Genomic DNA, 19,673 nt, shown 5'->3' with positions numbered 1-19,673 from the left:
GGAGCCTGAAATATGAAGCTGCAGCAGTTACGCTACTTCGTTGCCATTGCCGAGAACGGTTTCAACATTACCGCCGCATCCGAACAGCTCTATACCTCACAACCCGGGGTCAGCAAACAGCTGAAACTGCTGGAGGAGGAACTTGGCCTGCGGCTGTTTTCCCGCAGCGGCAAAACCCTGGACGGTATTACCAATGCCGGTGAACAGGTATTGGCAAAGGCCAAGAACATCCTCCGCGAAGTGGACAACATCAAACAGCTGGCGGACGACCTGCAAAATGAGCACGGCGGGGTGTTCACCATTGGCACCACCCATACCCAGGCGCGCTATGTGCTGCCGGAAATCATGGGTCAATTCCGCACACTCTACCCGGACGTGCAGCTGGATTTGCACCAGGGCACCAACGACCAGATTGACGAGTGGCTGAAAACTGGCCAGGTGGACTTTGCCATTGCCAGCAGCGCCCACCCCCGGCGCAATAACATGGTGACCCTGCCCTGTTATTACTGGGATCAGGCATTGCTGGTGCCCAGCGATCACCCGCTGGCAACAGTCAGCAATATCGAGCTGAGAGACGTGGTGCGCTACCCCATCGTCACCTATTTGTTCAGCTCTACCGACCGCTCTACCCTGGTGGACGCCATTCGCAAAGAGGACCTGGAACCCAATATCGCCATCACTGCCCGGGATGCGGATGTGATCAAAACCTATGTGCGCGAGGGGCTGGGTATCGGCTTTGTGGCAAATATGGCCTACGACCCGATTCAGGATAAGGACCTGGTGGCCATCAGCACTCACGATATTCTGCCCACCTATACCACCTGGATCGGCTTCCGCGAGGATCTGTACCTGAGCAATTTCACCTACGACTTTATCAACCTGCTGGCCCCCCACCTGCAGCGGGAGCTGGTGGACAAGGCCATTCAGGAATACCGGGACAGCAAATCCATCAGCTGTATTGACGAAAGCAAACTGCCGTATCGCTTGATACGGCAGGCTTGAGAAAGGCAAAAGTCGGCTAAGCGACCTCGATCACATCAACGCGCTTCATTTCGCTGTGGAAAGCGGATGGCTCCGTATTTTCCGCCACAATGCCGGCACGGATCACAAAATCCCCAAAGGGTTCGGACGGTTGGCGCTGTGCGGCAAATCGGCCAAACAGTGCGTCCAGCTCAGCGAGAATCTCCGCTTCATCGATGTTTTCCAGGTACAGTGCACTGAAGCGCTGACCCCAGCGGCCGGCACCCAAATACATGTTGTATTTGCCAGGGCCTTTGCCGATAAAGCCAATTTGCGCCAGCACTGCCCGGCCGCAACCGTTGGGGCAACCCTGCATACGCACGGTGATTTCTTCGTCCTGCAAGCCGTGGTCCGCCAGCTGTTGCTCCACCTTGGTCACCAGACTGGGCAGATAGCGCTCACTCTCCGCCATGGCTAATGAACAGGTTGGGAAAGCCACACAAGCCATGCTATTACGGCGCACCGCAGAAATCCGGGCACCGTCTTGCAACTCGTACTTTTCAACCAGTGCTTCAATTTCCGGGCGTTTTTCCGGGGCAATATTGGCAATGATAATATTCTGATTGGGAGTAATGCGGAAATCGCCCCGGTGCACCTTGGCCACTTCCCGCAGGCCAGTCATCAGCCGCAAACCGTCGCCATCTTTAATGCGGCCATTCTCGATAAACAGATTCAGGTGCCAGCGGCCATCGTAGCCCTCCACCCAGCCGTAACGATCACTGTTACTGATAAATTCAAACGGACGCGGCGCTTGCAAGTCATAACCCAGGCGCTCGTTGAGTTCTTTTTTAAACCACTCAATGCCGTGCTTGGCGATGGTGTACTTAAAGCGCGCCAGGCGACGATTGACCCGATCACCATAATCCCGCTGGATGGTGAGAATTTTTTCCGACACCTCCAGCACCTGATCCGGCGTACAGAAGCCAATCAGGTCAGCAAGGCGGGCAAAGGTTTCCGGGTCGCCGTGGGTCATACCCAGGCCACCGCCAACGGTGATATTAAAACCTTTCAGCTCACCAGCCTCGATAATGGCGATAAAACCCATGTCGTGAGCGTAAATATCCACATCGTTGTACGGGGGAACCGCCACAACGGTTTTGTATTTGCGCGGCAGATAGGTATCACCGTAGATGGGTTCTTTTTCAGTTTCCACGTCCACTTTTTCGCCGTCCAGCCATACTTCCGCGTAAGCGTTGGTGTTGGGCAGCAAGTGTTCAGAAATTTTTACCGCCCACTGATACACCTCCTCATGCACCTGGCTTTCCACCGGATTGGGGTTGCACATTACGTTGCGGTTAACGTCACCACAGGCGGCAATGGCGTCCACCAATACGGAGTGCATGCGCTGGAATGTGGGTTTCAGATGGTCTTTCACCACACCGTGAAACTGGAATGTCTGGCGAGTGGTCAGGCGCAAGGTGTTGTTACCAAACTGCTGAGCAATATCGTCCATGGCCAGCCACTGTTCGGGGGTGCACACACCACCGGGCATGCGGGCGCGAATCATAAAGCTGTAAGCCGGTTCCAAAAACTGCTTGCGGCGCTCATTGCGCATGTCCCGGTCATCTTGCTGGTAGGTGCCGTGGTGCTTGAGGATGTGCAGGTCTTCTTCGCGGATGGCACCAGTAATGGCATCGCCCAGACTTTCCACCAAAGTGCCGCGCAGGTGGCGGCTGCGTTCTTTCAGCCCTTCCGTGGGAGCCAATTCAGTTTTTTCACTCATACCTTAACTTCTCAAATTTACTATTAACCCGGCAATAGAAAAGGCGTCCTGCCTTTTCTATTGCGCGCTCAATAAAACCTGACGCACTTGCGCGGAAGTGCTTGATTTTATTGAGCTCGCGCTGGCTACGCCAGCGGCGGCACATCCCTGTGCCGCATTATTAAACGCAACCTATAAGGTTGCCGGTTTAATAACCAGAGTCATAAAAAGAATAATTGTCCTTTCCTGACACGCCGTAAATACATCCATGTAGGCTCGTTGTCAGCGTCCCTGCTGACAACGGTCAGGAAAGGACAACAATTCTTTTCTTCTAGTTCAGTAGTAGCTATATACGGTTTTTGCTGGACACATTGACAACCGACAATACTTAATACACATCACGCTGATAACGACCATCCCGTTTCAGTTGCTTCAAATAGTCAGCGGCGTAGTCGTCGCCCTGGCCGCTTTGTTCAGCAACAATTTGATGCAGGGTTTCATCCACCGCTCTGGCCATATTCTTCTGGTCGCCACACACATAAAAGTGTGCACCGTTCTGCAACCACTGATACAAGTCAGCGGAATTTTCTGCCATGCGATCCTGTACATAAATTTTGTCTTTCTGATCGCGGGAAAAGGCCAAATCAATACGCGTCAGCAAACCGGATTTTTTCCACCCCTGCCAATCGGTCTGGTAGAGAAAGTCGGTGTGGAAATGAGGATTGCCAAACAACAACCAGTTGTCGCCGCTGTCGCCGTTGGCATCGCGCTGCTGCATAAAGCTGCGGAACGGTGCCACGCCGGTTCCAGGGCCCACCATAATGATGGGGGTATCACCATTTTCCGGCAGTTTGAAGTGACGGTTGTGCTCCACAAAAACCCGCACGGAATCACCTTCACTGATATCCGCAAGAAAGCGGGACGCAGCGCCAAAACGAACCTGACCATTCCGCTCATCGGCAACCAGACCCACAGTCAGGTGAACTTCTTCGTCCACCGCATCGGTGCTGGAAGCAATGGAATACAAACGCGGCGTAATACCCGGCAGTTGATCCACCAGTTGTTGAGCCTGCCACTGGCGGGGAACCAGGCTCAGCAATTCTGCCATCTGGGTGCGCTGCATAAAGGCAACCAAATCTTTGCGTTCACCGTCCAGTAATTGCTGTAACTGTTCGCTGTCAGCAGCCAGATTTTCGAGAAACTTTTTCGATACCTGAGTCAATTCACGCTGGTTGGTCAGAGCGTTGCGCAAGGTCGTTTCAGCATCGTCTATCTGAACGCTGGTCTCGCCATCCAGTGCCGTCAACTGCAGCACTTCGTCCACCAGATCGGCATGGTTTTGCGGCCACACACCCAGAGCATCACCGGGCTGATATTGCAGGCCGGATTCCTCCAGGGAAATTTCCACGTGCTGAATGGTTTTTTCAGAACCCCGTCCTGTAATGCCAATGCTGTTGATCACTTCGGCACTAAAGGGCTGAAACTTGCTCCACTGCGGCTGCGCTACGTCGGCGCCACCCACTACACTCAACTTCGGGCGAGCAACGGTTTTTTGCAATTGTTCTGCCACCGACTGCCATTGTTCAATCCACTGTTTTTGTTCACCGCTGTAATCGACATCGGCATCGATACGGCTGTGAGTGCGTTCGCCGCCAAGCTCCGCCAGGCGCTCGTCAAACTCTTTGGCAGTCTGGCAAAATTGTTCGTAGCTGGAATCCCCCAAACCCATAACACTGAACTTGAGGTTGTCCAGTTTTGGCGCTTTGCGGGAAAATAAAAATTCGTGAAATGCCAATGCATCATCTGGCGGATCGCCCTCACCCTGAGTGCTCACCACCAAGGCAATGTATTGTTCTTTTTTCAGGTTGCGGGGGTTGTAGTCGGCCATATTTTCCAGTTTTACCTGAAAACCGTCTGCCTCCAACTGCCCATACAAGGCACTGGCAACACCACTGGCATTGCCGGTTTGGGAACCAAAAAGTACCGTTATTTGCGGCTGCTCGACAACTTCTTCACGGTTGCCAAATACCGCATCCTGAGCGCCCACTTCGCCCTGACGGGCAGCAGCCAAACCCGCCAGATAACCACTTAACCATTGGGTTTGCTCGATGGACAAGTCGCTGACGGCAGTGCGAATAATGTCAACTTGATCGTTGCTCAACGGCCCCGATAATTGCTGCAAAATTTGTGAAGACATAACCAAAACCTGTGGCCACTATAAATAACAGAGGTGTCACCTTAGACAGGCCATGGACACAACAGAACGAAATAAAAGCGATAGGGAAATAACAAGCTGTTATATGGGTGTTGGACGTTGGACGTTGGACGTTGGACGTTGGACGTTGGACGTTGGACGTTGGACGTTGGAAAGTATGATAATGCCCAGCATCACTGCCGACCAAAGCTTTTTCGTCGAACGTCAAACGTCAAACAAACCCTTAAATCACATACCCCGGCGACGATTCTTCCTCGCGCAAAAAATCCGCCGCGTCGATACCGGGAATGGCCGTGCGAGTGGAATCAATACCCGCGTTGTCCAGGGCCTGCTGCAGGCAGCGTACCTGCAATTCCAGAGCTCGCGAATGGCGCAGGATATTACTGACAACCTGAGCGACCGGATCACCCTGCGCATCGTCAACTTCACCGTATGGGCTAAAACCAATCAGCTCCTCCACACGTGCCTTGGGGTCTGCGTTTTCTGGCTTCTTTTCCTTGACCACGTGAGCAGGAATACCCACGACTGTAGCTCCTTCCGCCACTTCTTTAACCACCACCGAGTTAGATCCTACACGGGCGCCATCGGCAATAGTAATCGGACCCAGTATTTTCGCTCCGGCGCCAACAACCACATTGTTGCCCAGCGTCGGGTGGCGTTTGCCGCTGCCCCAACTGGTGCCACCAAGAGTGACGCCGTGGTACAGCGTGCAGTCATCCCCCATCTCTGCGGTTTCACCAATCACTACACCGCTGGCGTGATCAATAAAGCAGCGGCGGCCCACAGTGGCCCCTGGATGAATCTCCACACCGGTAAACAAACGCACAATATTGGAGAGTATCCGCGCCGGCCAGCGAATTTTTTTATTCCACAGCCAATGGCTCAGCCGGTGCCACCATATGGCGTGCAAGCCGGGATATAAAAGAAGAACCTCAGCCCCATTGCGTGCCGCCGGGTCACGGGCAAATACACTGTTTATATCTTCGCGAATCTGCTTGAACATACTTTCAACCTCATAATGAGCGCGTTTTTATACCAATGGTATCAGGCAAAAAAGAATTATTTTCGGTTATAGCACAAGAACCATTGACTATTTACCCGGAACAATAACAACTGAAAATATAGCATCTTCGTTAGATGAAAATTGATTGCATAGCCTTTTGATCTAACTTTAGAACTGCAAGTCATTCCCAGAATTTTTCAAGTATTGATATAAATGCCACCCTGTTGATGACTGAATGCCTTGCCTTCAGCATTCAACCTTATTTTTGGGCAAACATTTTTAGAGGCGCCCTAAACACAGTTTTTCAGGATTTTTCATGACGTCGTACAACGCCAATGCCGCTGCCTCTCTCAACCAGCAAAGGCTCACTCATCTGCAGCAGCTGGAAGCAGAGTCCATACATATTATTCGCGAAGTGGTCGCCGAATTTGAAAATCCGGTGATGCTTTATTCGATCGGCAAAGACTCTGCGGTTATGTTGCACCTGGCGAAAAAAGCCTTTTTTCCAGGCAAGCCGCCATTTCCTCTGTTGCACATCGACACCACCTGGAAGTTTCAAGAGATGATTAAATTCCGTGACCGCGCCGCCAGGGAAGCGGGCATGGAACTGTTGGTTCACACCAATCAGGAAGGCCTGGCCGCCGGCATCAATCCTTTTGAACACGGCAGCAAATACACCGACATCATGAAAACCGATGCACTCAAGCAGGCCTTGGACAAGTACCAATTTGACGCGGCTTTTGGCGGTGCCCGTCGAGATGAAGAAAAATCCCGCGCCAAGGAAAGAGTGTATTCATTCCGCGACAAACACCACCGCTGGGACCCAAAAAACCAGCGCCCGGAATTGTGGAAGCTGTACAACGGTCGCCGCAACCAGGGCGAATCGATCCGGGTTTTTCCGCTGTCCAATTGGACAGAACTGGATATCTGGCAATATATCTACAAGGAAAATATAGAAATTGTACCGCTGTACTACGCGGCGCCAAGGCCGGTTATAGAGCGGGATAATTCTCTGATTATGGTGGATGACGAACGCCTGGAACCGCGCCCCAACGAACAGCTTCGCGAGGAGTGGGTGCGTTTCAGAACTCTGGGCTGCTACCCGCTCACCAGTGCGGTCAGTTCGCAGGCCACCACGTTGCCGGAAATTATTCAGGAATTGTTGGTGGCGAGAACATCGGAACGTTCCGGGCGAGCAATCGACCACGATCAAAGCGCGTCCATGGAAAAGAAAAAACGCGAAGGTTATTTCTAAAAACATCAACACTACAAATAAACGGTCATACCCATGAACGCTCATACCGCCCTGATTGAAACCAACGTTGAAGCGTACCTGCAGCAACACGAACAAAAAGATTTGTTGCGCTTTATTACCTGCGGCAGTGTCGACGACGGAAAGTCCACTCTGATTGGGCGCATGCTGCACGACTCGAAAACCGTTTATCAGGATCAGCTGGCGGCGGTTGCCAAAGACAGCAAAATTGTTGGCACCACCGGTGACCATGCAGACCTGGCACTGCTGGTAGACGGCCTGCAATCGGAGCGCGAACAAGGCATTACCATCGATGTGGCGTACCGTTATTTTTCTTCCGACCAGCGCAAATTCATTATCGCTGATACACCGGGGCACGAGCAGTACACCCGCAACATGGCCACCGGCGCATCGTCTGCGGAGCTGGCGGTACTGCTGATCGATGCCCGCTACGGCGTACAGGCACAAACCCGGCGCCACAGTTACATCTGTGCACTGCTGGGCATTCGCCATTTTGTCGTAGCCGTCAACAAAATGGATTTGGTGGAGTACAGCGAGACAACTTTCCAGCAGATTCAAAACGACTTTCTGGCACTGGCCCAACGCTTCCCCGATGTCGAAAGCCAGTTTGTGCCGCTGTCCGCACTGGCCGGCGATAACGTGGTTGAAGCCAGCGCCAATATGCCCTGGTACCAGGGGCAAACCCTGATGGAGTTGCTGAACCACATCGATGTCAGCACCACACCGGAACAACAGGCCATGCGCCTGCCAGTGCAATACGTCAACCGCCCTCATCTGAATTTCAGAGGCTACTGTGGCACCCTGGCGTCTGGGGAATTACACACCGGTCAGGCGATAACTGCCTTACCTTCAGGACAAACCAGTACCGTAAAGGAAATTCTGGTGGGCGACCGCCCGGTGAGCAGCGCCATTCCCGGCCAGGCCATCACGGTAACCCTGAATGACGAGATTGATATTTCCCGGGGCGACCAGCTTGTGGACCCGGAGCACCACGCGGCGGTAAGCGACGAATTCAAAGCCCATATTGTGTGGATGAATGAAGACGCGCTGACCCCCGGCAAACGCTACGATTTCAAAATCGGCACCCGCTACACCAGCGGCACCATTGCTGCGCTGGACTGGCAGTTAGACATCAACAGCCTGCAACAACAAGAGGCCGAACAGTTGCCTCTCAATGGCATTGGTGAAGCCCACGTCAGTCTGACAGAAGCAGTGATTCACGACACCTATGACAGCAACCGCACCACCGGCAGCTTTGTGGTGATCGATCGCCTGACCAACGCCACCGTTGGCGCCGGAATGATTTCCCAGATAGTCAATAACACCGTCAGCGACAATGTGGATCAGTTCGCCAGCGCGGTAACCCAGCACATGCGTTCCGCCATCAAACCTCACAGCAGCCGCTGCATATGGAGTAACTGCCTGTCTGGAGCTCACCGTGTGGAATTGGCATTGCACCGCCAGGGCTTTCACACCTACCTGCTGGATTTGAACAACAACTCGCCTGTTGCTCTGAAACCATTACTGGAAGCAGGGCTGATTGTAGTGGTAGTCAGTGAAAACCGCGATCTCGGGGTGATTAAAACCGCTCTGCAACAGGCGCCACTGATCGAATTGCCCTGCGACAAGCTGGACAGTGCGATTATTGAATCTGTGGTTCAACAGTGTGGTGATAGAGGCTAAAACAACACTTCGTTATTACGAGGAGTCCAAAGGGCAATGCAGCAATCTCCTCTGCCACTTTGGAGGAGATTGCCGCGCTTCGCTCGCAATGACGGGTGAAATTATTCAAACGGGTGGCGCAGTAAAATGGTTTCCACCCGGTCCGGCCCGGTAGACACAATATCAATGGGCGCACCCACCAGTTGTTCCAGGCGTTGAATGTAATCCCGAGCCGCCTGAGGCAGTTCTTCAAGAGATTTCACACCAAAGGTATTCTCACTCCAACCGGGCATTGCTTCGTACACAGGCACCACCTGCGCCCAATCATCGGAATCGTTGGGCATGGTCAGTGCGTTGCCAGAGGCATCCTGGTAACCCACGCAAATATTGATGGTTTCAAGGCCGTCGAGAACATCCAGTTTGGTGAGGCACAGGCCGGAAATGCTGTTGATACGGATAGCGTGCTTTACCGCCACCGCATCAAACCACCCACAACGGCGTTCGCGGCCAGTGGTGGTACCGAATTCGTGGCCCTTCTCTCCCAGGTGCCTGCCGATATCGCAACCCAATTCCGTGGGGAAAGGTCCGGAACCAACACGGGTGGTATACGCCTTGGTAATACCCAGCACATAATCCAGGTACAGAGGCCCAAAGCCGGAGCCGGTGGCAGTGCCGCCAGCGGTGGTGTTGGAGGAGGTAACAAACGGATAGGTGCCGTGGTCGATATCCAGCAGAGAGCCCTGGGCACCCTCAAACAGAATATTGTCACCGGCTTCCCGAGCGCTGTGCAGAATATCGGTCACATCACCCAGCAGCGGCTTTAGCTCCTCGCCCCAGGCCAGTGCCTGCTCCAAGGTTTGCTGGTAATCCAGCGCATCCACTCGGTAGTAATTGCTCAGTGCAAAGTTGTGATACTCCATCACCACCTTGAGCTTTTCCGCAAACCGCTGCGGGTGCATCAGGTCGCCAAAGCGCAACCCGCGGCGGGCCACCTTGTCTTCATAGGCGGGGCCGATACCACGACCGGTAGTGCCGATCTTGCGGCTGCCACGGGCGGCCTCGCGGGCCTGATCCAGTGCTACGTGATAGGGCAGAATCAGCGGACAGGCAGGGGAAATTTTCAGGCGCTGGCGCACGGGTACGCCCTGTGCTTCCAGCATCGCCATTTCTTTGAGCAATGCGTCCGGAGCCAGCACCACACCGTTGCCGATCACACAGGACACATCATCGCGCAAAATACCCGATGGAATCAGGTGCAGGGCGGTCTTTACCCCGTCGATTACCAGGGTGTGGCCAGCGTTGTGCCCCCCCTGAAAACGAGCCACCAGAGAGGCCTTGTCGGTCAGCAGGTCAACGATTTTGCCCTTGCCTTCGTCACCCCACTGGGTGCCCAGCACGACTACATTCTTACCCATCGCGTACAGATGCTCCAAAGAAAAAATTTGAACGATATAAAGAAATCAGCGAATCAGAAACAGCAGGCCTGCGCCGATCAACATACTTACCAGGCCCATAATACGCATGGAGCGATCATTCACCTGAGCCAGCATTTTTGCCATATTGCGCCAGCGATCCGGGGCCAGAAACGGAATAATCCCCTCCAGCACCAACATCAGGCAGATGGCCTGTAACAGACTTTGCCAAAACGTCATTGAATCGCTATACCTTTTTGCTATCACGGGCTTACTTTACCCACAAAAAAACCGGGGTTACCCGGTTGCGCGATTCTAGCATAGGGGGTGACGGTGGCCAACGAAAAAGCAAGCGCCGTCATTGCGAGGAGCCCTTTCTTTATAAAGAAAGGGCGACGTGGCAATCTCGTGAAGCTGGCAGAGAGCTGATGGAGATTGCCGCAGTCGCTGCGCTCCTTCGCAATGGCGGGGTATTAGTTCTTACCCTTTGAATCCTTCAAATAGCGGAAGAACTCACTGTCCGGGTCCACCAGCATCATATCGCCTTTGTTGTCGAATGATTGCTTGTAGGCTTCCAGGCTGCGCAGGAAAGCGTAGAACTCCGGGTCTTTGTTGTAGGCATCGGCGTAAATACCGGCGGCCTTGGCATCGCCGTCACCGCGCAATTGTTCCGCTTCACGATAGGCTTCCGCCTCAATCACCACCTTCTGACGATCCGCATCAGCGCGAATGGCGGCGGCCTGCTCCTTACCTTCGGAACGATATTGCTTGGCTTCCTTTTCACGCTCGGCGCGCATCTGCCGGTACACGTTCTCGCTGACCGTATCCGGGAAGTCGATACGCTTGACTCGAACATCCACCACCTTGATGCCCAGCGTCTCTCTTGACAGGGAGTCGAGGTCAGATGTCAGTTTTTCCATTAGCTGGTCGCGTTCTCCAGAGACCGCTTCATTCAAGGTTCTGCTACTCAACTCGTTGCGCAGACCGTCATTAACACGGGCCTCCAGACGCGAAGCCGCCGCCGTTTCATCACCGCCAGTGGCTTTGTAGTAAGTCTCTACATCGGTGATTTGCCACTTCACATAGCTATCAACCTGAAGGCGCTCTTCGTCTTTGGTCAAGAAACTCTCTTTATTGGCATCGAGAGTCAGCACGCGAGATTCGAACTTGCGCACATCTTCCCAGGGCAATTTAAAGTGCAATCCAGGACCAATATTAGGCTCAACAATGCGGCCAAACCTCAGCTTCAGACCCTGTTCCTGCTCCTGTACTTTGTAGACGCTCATGGAGCCAATCAACACAAGAGCCAATATGCAAATAATCGGTAATGGTCTCATCGTCTGCTCCCTCTGGTATTACTGTCTCGCAGCATTTCACGCAGCTGATCTTCAACAATATTGCGTATTTGCGCCTCATCCAGGGCACTGGCATCTACCGACTGACCTTTTGGCAGTCTTGGCTGTGACTTGGCAATTTGATCCAATGGCAGATACAGCATGTTATTTCCGCCTTCTACGTCTACCATCACCTTGGAAACGTTCTGCATCACAAATTGCACGGTATCCAGATACAAGCGCTGGCGGGTAACTTCCGGTGCCTTCTTGTACTCAACCAGCAGCTTTTCAAAACGCTGGGACTCACCTTCTGCTTCCGCGATAACCCGATCCCGATAGGCAGTCGCCGCCTGAATCATTCTCTGGGCTTCACCACGGGCAACAGGCACAACGCCATTCCGGTAAGACTCGGCTTCTTCAATGTAGCGCTCCCTGTCTTTGCGGGAGGCGTTTACATCGTCAAAAGCGGGTTTCACCGGCGCAGGCGGCTCACCTTTACCAATGTTCACCTTGGAAATCTGAATACCGGTTTCATAAATATCCAGGTAATCTTGCAGGCGAACCTTGATTTCCCCAGACAGTTTTTCACGACCTTCAGACAGAACATCACTTGTCAAAGTACTGCCCACAACATGGCGAATGGCGCTGTCAGTGGCGTGTTTCAGACTGACGATCGGATCGCGCACATTGATAATGTAAGCCTTTGCATCGGGAACGGTGTACTGCACAGTAACCGGCAAACTGACAATATTTTCATCTTTAGTCAGCATAAGGCCACTGGCAAGATGTTCCTGAACTTTGGTGACATTGACCTTATCAACCGTGTCGATAAACACTGGCCGCCAATGTAGGCCCGGGCCAACCGTGTCATGGTATTTGCCAAAGCGAAGCACCACGCCACGCTCTTTCTCGTCCACCTGGTAGATACCCGCAAACGCCATCAAAACCACAGCAATACCAAGAGCAAGGCCAATGAGACCACCGCTAACGCCTTTGCCACCACCGGAACCAGAACCACCAAACAACCCACCAAAGCGCTCTTTCAGCTTTTGCAGCGCCTCGTCCAGGTCCGGCGGCCCATCGCCACCATTCTTGCCACCCCAGGGATCGCGGTCACGGCCGCCACCGGGTTCATTCCAGGCCATATTCAGCTCCGTTAATCAGATTGATAGGTATTAAGAGAATGGTGGGGATTCTATCTGGAAATTCAAGGTAAGTGAGGATTTTGTTTGCCAGCAAACCGCATAACTTGGAGCAGGGAGGCGAATGTTGCTTTCAGACCGTTGGCCGCAGGAATAGCGGCCAAAGAGCGTACAAGGAGGCTTACTTTGAAAACGAAAGCACAGCGGGTCTGAAAGCAACATTCGCCTTCCTGCCTACGTATCTCAAGCACTCTGCGCCAGATCATCAAAATCCGGCAGCTCTACCAATTGGTTAATATCCATACCTTCCACTTTTAACAACCGCAAAAAATCCGCCTCTGGCATACGTACTTCCAGCTTAATATCACCGTTATCCAGCACCTGCTCTTGAACCACTGCATCGCTTTCGTAAAACCGCGCTCGCAGGCGACTCTGTTGCGGCGACAGCAGATAGGTAGCATGGCGCATGCGCGCACCAATGCGCTCGCGAATGGCCTGCTGCAACAAATCCAGCCCAACACCATCCAGCGCCGACAACCAAACCGCTACCGGCACACCGCGAGAGTCACGGTCGATGCGTGGCCGGGCCTCTTCCATCAAATCGATTTTGTTGTACACCAGCAGGCTGGGTAACTCGTGGGCGTCGATCTCCTCCAACACCTCTGCCACCCGCTGAATATTGCGGTGGCGCTCCTCATCGGCGGCATCCACCACGTGCAGCAACAGCGAAGCATTGGCCGCTTCTTCCAGTGTGGCGCGAAACGCCTCCACCAGTTTGTGGGGCAGGTGGCTGATAAAACCCACCGTATCGGTGAGGATCACCGGGCCGGTTTCCGGTAATTCCAGGCGCCGCATGGTGGGGTCCAGTGTGGCAAACAACTGGTCGGCGGCGTACACCTCGGAAGTGGTCAAGGCATTAAACAACGTGGATTTTCCGGCGTTGGTGTAACCCACCAGAGACACCGTGGGAATCTCTGCCCTACGCCGGGAGCGACGTCCCTGATCCCGTTGCTTGCGCACTTTGAGGAGGCGCTTTTGAATGGACTTGATGCGTTCCCGCAGAAGGCGGCGGTCGGTTTCCAGCTGGGTTTCACCGGGGCCGCGCAAACCGATACCACCCTTTTGTCGCTCCAGGTGCGTCCAGCCCCGCACCAGACGGGTAGACATATGCTGCAACTGGGCCAGCTCAACCTGCAATTTCCCTTCGTGAGTGCGGGCGCGCTGGGCAAAGATATCGAGAATAAGACCCGTGCGATCCAGCACACGGCACTTGAGGTGGTGTTCCAGGTTGCGTTCCTGGCTGGGGGACAGCGTGTGATTGAATATCAGCAATTGCGCATCGTGATGGCGCACCAAACCGGCCAGCTCGTCGAGCTTGCCGGTGCCGACAAAATACTTAGGATGGGGGCTCTGGCGCTGCCCCATGACAAAGTCTACAGGATCACCGCCTGCAGACAACACCAGTTCTTCAAATTCACGGGGATCTTCCGGCTCATTTTCACTGTGCAAATCAAGGTGAACCAAAATAGCCAGCTCACCGGATTCCGGGCGATCAAAGAACAACCAGTGCCTCCATAGAAGGTATCGACTCAGTCAGTCGCTAAAATCAGTACCGGCCTCGCCACCTTGCTGGCCCTGAACCGGAGCACCCAGGGGCAGGCGAACCGGACGCGCCGGGACAACGGTGGAAATGGCGTGCTTGTACACCATTTGGCTGACTGTGTTTTTCAGCAGAACAACAAATTGATCAAAGGATTCAATCTGCCCTTGCAGCTTGATGCCATTGACCAGAAATATTGAAACCGGGATACGCTCTTTCCGTAAGACATTCAGGAAAGGGTCTTGTAAGTTATGCCCCTTTGACATGGGATTCTCCTTATTTTTTAAAATCAGCTGCTGTCAGAATATAACAGCAGCTCCAAACCAACCGCTCGCTGCGGGTCAATATAAAAAAATATACTGCAATCGTAATTGTGGCACCCAAAAACGTCATCTGCACGATTAAAGGTGTAAAAAACCGCGAAAATTTATGATAACCCTAGCCACTGCCCTTGTATATGGGACTGCTTCTCAGAATTTTCAAGGCATTTTGCAGGATTTCATCAAAACTTAGCGACACTCCTTCGGGAGTATCCGTATAAACCCAGTTCAGATTCTGCCAACCACGCAGCCAGGTGAGCTGGCGTTTAGCCAACTGCCGGGTGGCCACAACAGCCTTTGTGACCATCTGCTCGTGGTTTAATTCCCCACACAGGTGTTGCCAGGCCTGACGATAGCCCACCGCACGTATGGCGGGCAGGTCTGGGTGCAAGTCACCCCGTGCAAACAGCTGCCTGACTTCATCCAGTCCACCACTGGCCATCATGGTGGCAAAACGGCTTTCAATTCGCTGGTGCAGCACCGTGCGATCTCTGGGAGCAATGGCAATCTGGGTCACTTGGTAGCTGTCTGTAATGGGCGGCAGCGAACTGCTGCCCTGCTGATCCAGAAGTTGTGAAAACCGTTTACCGGTAGTCAGGCACACTTCCAGAGCGCGCTGTATGCGCTGGGAGTGATTGGGATGAATTCGATCAGCGGCTTGCGGGTCGAGCCGGGCCAGGCGCTGATGCATGGCAGGCCACCCCAGTTCGGCGGCCCGGGCTTCAATCTCGGCGCGCACCGCCGGGTCCGACGGCGGCAGTTCGGCCAGGCCCTCCAGCAGCGCTCGAAAGTACAACATGGTACCGCCCACCAACAGGGGAATTTTGCCGGCGGCACTGATGGCATCCATTTCCCGACGGGCATCGCGGACAAAATCACCCACGGAGTAGCTTTCCGCCGGGTCGCGAATATCAATCAGGCTGTGCGGTGCTTTTTCCAGAGTGGCGGCATCGGGCTTGGCACTGACCACATCCAACCCCTTGTAAACCAACGCAGAATCCACACTGATAAGCTCCACCGGCAGATGCTCGCGCAGGGCTATTGCCAGGTCGGTTTTACCGGAGGCGGTAGGGCCCATTAGGAAGATGGCTATGGGGGCGTTGTTCACGTTGGCACCAAAGTTAGAGATAGAACTTCGATTATAATGGTCGCACGTCTGACGTCGCACGCTAAACCCCATGCCAGTGTCATCCTGAGGAGCGTAGCGACGTGAGGATCTCAGGTTTTGAAAGTTGTGAGATGCTCACGCGGCTACGCCGCTCAGGACGACAGAGTGATTACCTGCCGCGCAAGAACAATTTATCCAACTCAACCAAGCTCATTTGCGTCCATGTGGGGCGGCCGTGATTGCACTGGCCGCTGCGTTCGGTGTGTTCCATATCCCGCAGCAGGGCGTTCATTTCGGGAATGGTCAGGCGGCGGTTGGCGCGCACCGAGCCGTGACACGCCATAGTGCCCAGTATTTCGTTGATATGGGCGGCAATGCGGTCGCTGCTACCGTGCTCCAGTAAATCCGACAGTACATCCCGCACCAGAGGCTCCACGTCAGCACCGCGGGTCAGTGCGGGAATTTCCCGCACCAGCAGACTTTCCGGGCCCGCCCGCTGCAGCTGAAAACCCAGCGCCTCGAAGACGCCGTGGTGCTGTTCGGCGCTGTCCGCCTCCCGCTGGCTCACCGCCAGTGTTTCGGGTACCAAAAGCGGTTGTGACGCCATGCCCTGCTGCTCGTAGGCCACTTTCATGCGCTCGTAGGTAATGCGTTCGTGGGCGGCATGCATATCCACCAGCACCATGCCTTCGGCATTTTCCGCCACAATGTAAATACCCTTGAGCTGGGCAACTGCATAGCCCAGAGGGGGAATTTCTTCATTATCACCGGCATTGGCGATGGCTGGCTGGGTGGCTGTGGGAGCGGGCTGATGCAACGCACCGTAATGACTCACTTGCTCCTGCACCGGCCGGGGCGGAGGGGCAGACATCTGATAGCCCAAGCCCAGACCCATGGTGCTGCGCAAGCCCTGGTTGCTGTCAGCTATCGACACCGGGCTGGCGGAGGCCGGCACCGGCTGTTCCTGGCTGGCAGTCAGTGATTCGCCCGGGCGCACTTCCGCCACCGTCTGATTCAGGGTGCTGTAGATAAAACCGTGCACCGAGCGGCTGTCACGAAAACGCACTTCGTGCTTGGTGGGGTGTACATTGACATCCACATCGGCGGCGTCCAGCTCCAGAAACAGCACATAAGCCGGGTGGCGACCGTGGTAAAGCACGTCCTGGTAGGCCTGGCGCACCGCATGGGTGACCACCTTGTCGCGAATGGCACGGCCATTGACAAAAAAGTACTGCATGTCCGCCTGACTGCGGGAGAACGTGGGCAGGCCCATCCACCCCCACAGGCGCAAACCGCCGCGATTGATATCCAGGTAAACCGCCTGCTCCATAAAAGCCGGGCCGCAAATTTGCGCCACCCGCCGCTCCTGCTCCAGCTGGTTTTCCGCTGGCCGCATGGTGAACAGGGTTTTGTTGTTGTGGCGCAGGGAAAAAGCCACATTGAAATGACTCAGGGCGAGCTTCTTCATCACATCGTCGATGCGATTGAATTCGGTTTTTTCGGTGCGCAAAAACTTGCGCCGCGCCGGGGTGTTGAAAAACAGATCGCGTACTTCAACCGTCGTACCTTGCGGGTGCGGCGCCGGTTCCAGGTGCACTTCCATCTCCCGGCCTTCAGACACCGCCTTCCAGCCAGACTGACCTTCGCTGTTGTTCGATGTCATTGCCAATCGCGATACGGAGCAGATACTGGCCAATGCCTCGCCCCGAAAGCCAAGGGTTTGCACCGCTTCCAGGTCTTCCAGCTCAACGATTTTACTGGTGGCGTGACGGGACAGCGCCAGGGGCAAATCGTCTTTATCCACGCCGCGACCGTTATCGCGAATACGCATCAGTTTAACGCCACCGGCCTCAACCTCCACATCCACGCGGCTGGCCCCAGCGTCAATACTGTTTTCCAGCAATTCCTTGATGACCGATGCGGGGCGCTCCACTACCTCACCGGCGGCAATCTGGTTGGCCAGACGGGGGCTGAGTTTATGGATTTGGGACATAAGTAACTTTCAGATTAGGGTCATCCTGAGCGCAGCGAAGGATCTCGACGTTGTAGCAGCCAAGAGATCCTTCGCTGCGCTCAGGATGACAATGGGATCAAGACGCCGGTATTTTAAGGCGTTGCCCCATACGAATGCGACTGCTTTTCAGGCCGTTATAACTCATCAGTCGTTTGACGCTGACTTTATGGCGCTGGGCAATTTCCGACAGGGTGTCGCCGCGGCCAATCACGTAGGTGCGTTCCACCTTGTTGCGGTTGGCCGCCAGCCAGGTGCCTTCCAGGGGGCGTTTGTGGAAGTAGCTTTCAATGCCGGTAAAAATCGCGTCCGCCATTTTCTTCTGATAACCGCTCTGCACCAGCAACTTGCGATCACTGGGATTGGAGATAAAACCGGTCTCCACCAGAATGGAGGGCATATCCGGCGAGCGCAGCACCACAAAGTTGGCTTGCTCGGTATTTTTCTGATGCAGCCTGGAAATTTGCCCCATACCTTTCAGCACTTCCGAAGCCACGTCCAGGCTGCTGTTTAAGGTGGCGTCCATGGAAAGGTCCAACAGCACCCGCGCCAGATCATCGTCTTTGTCTTTCAGGCTGACGTTTTCCACCCCTCCGATCAAGTCAGAACTGTTCTCCTTGCGGGCCAGATAGCGAGCCATTTCACTGGTGGCACCTTTGGTGGATAGCACATACACCGATGCTCCTCGGGGTTTGGGGGAGGTAAAAGAGTTGGCGTGTACAGAAACAAACAAGTCGGCGCGCAGGTCGTGGGCAATATCGCGGCGTTTTTTCAGGGGAATGTAGTAATCCCCTTTGCGCACCAGCTCGCCGCGAAAACCGGGGCTGCGGTCGACGATGCGTTTTAGTTGCTTGGAGATTGCCAATGCCACATGCTTTTCGTGAATGCCCCGTCTGCCCAGCGCCCCGGGGTCTTCACCGCCGTGACCGGCGTCGATGGCAATAACGATATCCCGCTCTTTGTTTTTTACCGCATCGGAAACGGTTTTAACGGTTTTTGCCGCTTTGGATTTGTCGTAAAGATCAATAACCAGGCGGTGGCCGTACTGTTTGTTGGGCTTTAGGGTAAAGCTGCGCGGCGATACCACACTGCCCAAATCCAGAACCACCCGCAAGTCGCCGCCTTTTTTGGCGGCACTGCGAATCGCTGATACCGGCGTGTTGGCCAATGGCAGATTGTCAAAGCGGGCTTTTGAGGTGGCATCCTCGATATCGATTACCAAGCGACTGGGATTTTCCAGGGTAAAAATACGGTGATCCACCGCAGCACTGAGATCAAACACCAGGCGGGTGTTATCCGGCGAGCGCCACAACCGCACGCCGTCCACAGTGGAGGCCGCAGCGGTTACTGAACACAGCAGCAACCAGAGAAAAATAATTTGAGCGGTAATGCGTCTTTTTAGCAAGGAGACAACCCGTTTATTATGTGTTGGCCCCTGACGGTTTGCGCCTGCACACAAACCCGGCGACCAGAGCCCACTTTACCGACACTGATGCACAGTCGCAAATCCGGCTGTGGCAGAAAGCCTTCGCCGCGCACAGGCCATTCCACCAGGCACAAGTTACCGTCAGCAAAGTAGTCGCGAATGCCCATGTACTCCAGTTCTTCCGGATTGCCCAATCGGTAGAGGTCAAAATGGCAAACGGTGGTGTCGTCAAATTGATAGGGCTCCACCAAAGTATAGGTGGGGCTTTTAACCGCACCGTTGTGGCCAAAAGCAGCCAGTATTCCCCGGCTCAGAGTGGTTTTACCGGCACCCAGCTCACCTTCCAGAAACACCAGGCCGCCGTCCTGTAATTGACTGCCCAGGTTTACACCAAAGGCTACCATCGCGTCTTCGCCAACGATTTCAAAGTCTTTATGGACAGATT

The 19,673-nt window shown here is 54.3% G+C and carries 16 protein-coding genes; 3 read left to right on the top strand and 13 right to left on the bottom strand.

Annotated features, from left to right (window positions below; all coding sequences use genetic code 11):
• The first annotated feature begins 12 nt into the window (after nt 1–12).
• Nucleotides 13–1,002 (top strand): LysR substrate-binding domain-containing protein, encoded by a 990-nt coding sequence (locus tag ACVBEJ_RS05285; RefSeq protein ID WP_447128564.1) that lies wholly within the window; start codon nt 13–15, stop codon nt 1,000–1,002.
• 16 nt (nt 1,003–1,018) lie between these two features.
• Here ACVBEJ_RS05285 and cysI read toward each other — a convergent pair whose 3' ends face one another.
• The 3 genes from cysI to cysE all read right to left on the bottom strand — a co-directional run bounded on the left by cysI (nt 1,019) and on the right by cysE (nt 5,940).
• A complete protein-coding gene (cysI, locus tag ACVBEJ_RS05280) occupies nt 1,019–2,743 on the bottom strand; it encodes an assimilatory sulfite reductase (NADPH) hemoprotein subunit (protein WP_447128563.1) in 1,725 nt (574 codons plus the stop codon).
• A gap of 367 nt (nt 2,744–3,110) precedes the next feature.
• The gene (locus ACVBEJ_RS05275; protein ID WP_447128562.1) at nt 3,111–4,919 is read right to left on the bottom strand and encodes an assimilatory sulfite reductase (NADPH) flavoprotein subunit; all 1,809 of its coding nucleotides are present in this window, start codon (nt 4,917–4,919) and stop codon (nt 3,111–3,113) included.
• Nucleotides 4,920–5,160: 241 nt separating this feature from the next.
• Nucleotides 5,161–5,940, bottom strand: a complete 780-nt coding sequence (cysE, locus tag ACVBEJ_RS05270) for a serine O-acetyltransferase (RefSeq protein WP_447128561.1) — start codon at nt 5,938–5,940, stop codon at nt 5,161–5,163.
• 316 nt (nt 5,941–6,256) lie between these two features.
• Between cysE and cysD the strand changes: the two genes are divergently transcribed.
• Nucleotides 6,257–7,195: a sulfate adenylyltransferase subunit CysD gene (gene cysD / locus ACVBEJ_RS05265; RefSeq protein WP_447128560.1), complete on the top strand. Its 939-nt coding sequence runs from the start codon at nt 6,257–6,259 to the stop codon at nt 7,193–7,195.
• A gap of 33 nt (nt 7,196–7,228) precedes the next feature.
• Nucleotides 7,229–8,896 (top strand): sulfate adenylyltransferase subunit CysN, encoded by a 1,668-nt coding sequence (cysN, locus tag ACVBEJ_RS05260; RefSeq protein WP_447128559.1) that lies wholly within the window; start codon nt 7,229–7,231, stop codon nt 8,894–8,896.
• A gap of 101 nt (nt 8,897–8,997) precedes the next feature.
• On the opposite strand, the gene ACVBEJ_RS05255 is transcribed toward cysN, so the two are convergent.
• The 10 genes from ACVBEJ_RS05255 to tsaE form a co-directional block, all read right to left on the bottom strand.
• Entirely contained in the window at nt 8,998–10,290 is a 1,293-nt protein-coding gene (locus ACVBEJ_RS05255; RefSeq protein WP_447128558.1) for an adenylosuccinate synthase, read from the bottom strand.
• Nucleotides 10,291–10,335: 45 nt separating this feature from the next.
• On the bottom strand, nt 10,336–10,527 hold the full coding sequence (locus tag ACVBEJ_RS05250; protein ID WP_447128557.1) for a DUF2065 domain-containing protein: 192 nt from the start codon (nt 10,525–10,527) through the stop codon (nt 10,336–10,338).
• A gap of 233 nt (nt 10,528–10,760) precedes the next feature.
• Nucleotides 10,761–11,624 carry a protease modulator HflC gene (gene hflC / locus ACVBEJ_RS05245; protein ID WP_447128556.1) on the bottom strand — a complete coding sequence of 288 codons (864 nt, stop codon included), beginning with the start codon at nt 11,622–11,624 and terminating at the stop codon, nt 10,761–10,763.
• A complete protein-coding gene (hflK, locus tag ACVBEJ_RS05240) occupies nt 11,621–12,766 on the bottom strand; it encodes an FtsH protease activity modulator HflK (protein WP_447128555.1) in 1,146 nt (381 codons plus the stop codon). Before hflK ends, hflC begins: the two co-directional genes overlap by 4 nt.
• Before the next feature lie 240 nt (nt 12,767–13,006).
• On the bottom strand, nt 13,007–14,326 hold the full coding sequence (gene hflX / locus ACVBEJ_RS05235) for a ribosome rescue GTPase HflX (protein ID WP_447128554.1): 1,320 nt from the start codon (nt 14,324–14,326) through the stop codon (nt 13,007–13,009).
• Between the two features lie 30 nt (nt 14,327–14,356).
• Nucleotides 14,357–14,629, bottom strand: coding sequence for an RNA chaperone Hfq (gene hfq, locus ACVBEJ_RS05230; protein WP_447128553.1), 273 nt, complete (start codon nt 14,627–14,629; stop codon nt 14,357–14,359).
• 172 nt (nt 14,630–14,801) lie between these two features.
• Nucleotides 14,802–15,761, bottom strand: coding sequence for a tRNA (adenosine(37)-N6)-dimethylallyltransferase MiaA (miaA, locus tag ACVBEJ_RS05225; protein WP_447128600.1), 960 nt, complete (start codon nt 15,759–15,761; stop codon nt 14,802–14,804).
• A 199-nt stretch (nt 15,762–15,960) separates the two neighbouring features.
• Nucleotides 15,961–17,784 carry a DNA mismatch repair endonuclease MutL gene (gene mutL / locus ACVBEJ_RS05220; protein WP_447128552.1) on the bottom strand — a complete coding sequence of 608 codons (1,824 nt, stop codon included), beginning with the start codon at nt 17,782–17,784 and terminating at the stop codon, nt 15,961–15,963.
• 97 nt (nt 17,785–17,881) lie between these two features.
• Nucleotides 17,882–19,207, bottom strand: coding sequence for an N-acetylmuramoyl-L-alanine amidase (locus ACVBEJ_RS05215; RefSeq protein ID WP_447128551.1), 1,326 nt, complete (start codon nt 19,205–19,207; stop codon nt 17,882–17,884).
• A complete protein-coding gene (gene tsaE / locus ACVBEJ_RS05210) occupies nt 19,201–19,632 on the bottom strand; it encodes a tRNA (adenosine(37)-N6)-threonylcarbamoyltransferase complex ATPase subunit type 1 TsaE (RefSeq protein ID WP_447128599.1) in 432 nt (143 codons plus the stop codon). The genes ACVBEJ_RS05215 and tsaE overlap by 7 nt, the downstream gene beginning before the upstream one ends.
• Nucleotides 19,633–19,673 lie beyond the last annotated feature (41 nt).

Source organism: Porticoccus sp. GXU_MW_L64, from assembly GCF_052983295.1.
Note: the sequence above shows the minus strand (reverse complement) of the source record. Positions and strands in the feature narration are given on the sequence as shown.

Bases quoted from the DNA above. Each gene is read 5' to 3' on its own strand.
- cysD (WP_447128560.1), top strand. From the start codon at position 6,257: ATGACGTCGTACAACGCCAATGCCGCTGCCTCTCTCAACCAGCAAAGG.
- cysN (WP_447128559.1), top strand. From the start codon at position 7,229: ATGAACGCTCATACCGCCCTGATTGAAACCAACGTTGAAGCGTACCTG.
- hflC (WP_447128556.1), bottom strand. From the start codon at position 11,624: ATGAGACCATTACCGATTATTTGCATATTGGCTCTTGTGTTGATTGGC.
- cysE (WP_447128561.1), bottom strand. From the start codon at position 5,940: ATGTTCAAGCAGATTCGCGAAGATATAAACAGTGTATTTGCCCGTGAC.
- miaA (WP_447128600.1), bottom strand. From the start codon at position 15,761: ATGGGCCCTACCGCCTCCGGTAAAACCGACCTGGCAATAGCCCTGCGC.
- hfq (WP_447128553.1), bottom strand. From the start codon at position 14,629: ATGTCAAAGGGGCATAACTTACAAGACCCTTTCCTGAATGTCTTACGG.
- ACVBEJ_RS05275 (WP_447128562.1), bottom strand. From the start codon at position 4,919: ATGTCTTCACAAATTTTGCAGCAATTATCGGGGCCGTTGAGCAACGAT.
- cysI (WP_447128563.1), bottom strand. From the start codon at position 2,743: ATGAGTGAAAAAACTGAATTGGCTCCCACGGAAGGGCTGAAAGAACGC.
- ACVBEJ_RS05250 (WP_447128557.1), bottom strand. From the start codon at position 10,527: ATGACGTTTTGGCAAAGTCTGTTACAGGCCATCTGCCTGATGTTGGTG.
- mutL (WP_447128552.1), bottom strand. From the start codon at position 17,784: ATGTCCCAAATCCATAAACTCAGCCCCCGTCTGGCCAACCAGATTGCC.
- hflK (WP_447128555.1), bottom strand. From the start codon at position 12,766: ATGGCCTGGAATGAACCCGGTGGCGGCCGTGACCGCGATCCCTGGGGT.
- tsaE (WP_447128599.1), bottom strand. From the start codon at position 19,632: ATGGTAGCCTTTGGTGTAAACCTGGGCAGTCAATTACAGGACGGCGGC.
- ACVBEJ_RS05285 (WP_447128564.1), top strand. From the start codon at position 13: ATGAAGCTGCAGCAGTTACGCTACTTCGTTGCCATTGCCGAGAACGGT.
- ACVBEJ_RS05255 (WP_447128558.1), bottom strand. From the start codon at position 10,290: ATGGGTAAGAATGTAGTCGTGCTGGGCACCCAGTGGGGTGACGAAGGC.